This is a genomic window from Rhodoferax sp. ZS1R8, from assembly GCF_056521325.1.
This window is the reverse complement of sequence record NZ_JBWMBA010000154.1, coordinates 1-1,131: the sequence shown is the minus strand read 5'-3', so window position 1 is coordinate 1,131 and position 1,131 is coordinate 1. Positions and strand designations below refer to the sequence as shown.

The window sequence follows — 1,131 nt, the reverse complement described above, 5'->3', positions numbered from 1 at the left end:
TTTTGGCGGCGACCGTGCGGCTGAGTTTTTTGCATCCCATGGGCTGAACAGCCCCGAGGCCATGGAGCAGATCAAGGGCCGCACAGGCTACTTCCCTTCCCTGGTGCCATCTGTTCCGCCGCAGTACCGGCGCTTGATGGACGGCATGCGGCTGACCATTGGCGAGCGCGAGTGGCGCTGCATCAGCGGCTACGGCCACGCGCCGGAGCACATAGCGCTGTACTGTGAAAGTTTGAATGTGCTCATAGGTGGCGACATGATGCTGCCGCGCATATCCACCAATGTGAGCGTCTACGAGCAGGAGCCCGAGTCCAACGCCCTGGTCCAATTTTTGGACTCTGTCGATAAGTTTCGCACCCTGCCCGAAGACGCGCTGGTGTTGCCCTCGCACGGCAAGCCCTTCACCGGCATGCACACCCGCATCCAGCAGTTACACGACCACCACCGTGACCGCCTGGCCGAGGTGATGGACGCATGCACTGCGCGGCCCTGCTGCGCCTTCGACATCCTGCCGTTGATGTTTAAACGCCCGCTCGACATGCACCAGACCACCTTTGCCATGGGCGAGGTGGTCGCGCATCTGCATGCGCTGTGGTTTGCGGGCAAGCTGCGGCGCGCGCTGGATAAGGACGGCGTTTACCGGTTTGGCGGCACAGCCGTCGCTACCACTTCGGGATCGAATCTTCCTTGAGCTGGCCACGCAATTCGGCATAGTCGGGCAGCACGCTGCGCACGGTATCCCAGAAGCGGGCGCTGTGGTCCATGACACGCAGGTGGCTCAGTTCGTGCGCCACCACATAGTCGATGACTGCCGGACGGAAGTGCACCAAACGCCAGTTCAGGCGGATGGAGCCATCCGTGCGTGCGCTGCCCCAACGCGTGCCGGCGGAGCTGAGGCTGAGCTTGCGCCACTGCACCTGTAACAAGGGAGCAAAGTGGTCGAGTCGTTGCACAAAGTGTTCTCTAGCCTGGCGCATCAGCCAGGCCTGAACCGCGTCGCGGATTTGCTCGGGCGTGGCGGTTTTGGGCAGGCCCACCCGCAACGCGAGGGGGGTTGATCCCTGCGAAGTTGCATCTAGTTGTGCTCCTACGGCACTAAAGTTATGGCCGGGGTCCAGAAGCACGTGGATG

Annotated in this window: 2 protein-coding genes; one reads left to right on the top strand and one right to left on the bottom strand. The window is 62.3% G+C overall.

Annotation, left to right across the window (positions count from 1 at the left end):
* Positions 1–691: MBL fold metallo-hydrolase (locus AC097P_RS24585; protein ID WP_479613034.1), on the top strand; the 691-nt coding region annotated here is incomplete at its 5' end.
* Here AC097P_RS24585 and AC097P_RS24580 read toward each other — a convergent pair.
* The coding region (locus tag AC097P_RS24580) for a M48 family metallopeptidase (protein ID WP_479613033.1) at positions 663–1,131 on the bottom strand (469 nt) is incomplete at its 5' end. The two genes, AC097P_RS24585 and AC097P_RS24580, sit on opposite strands and share 29 nt — an antisense overlap.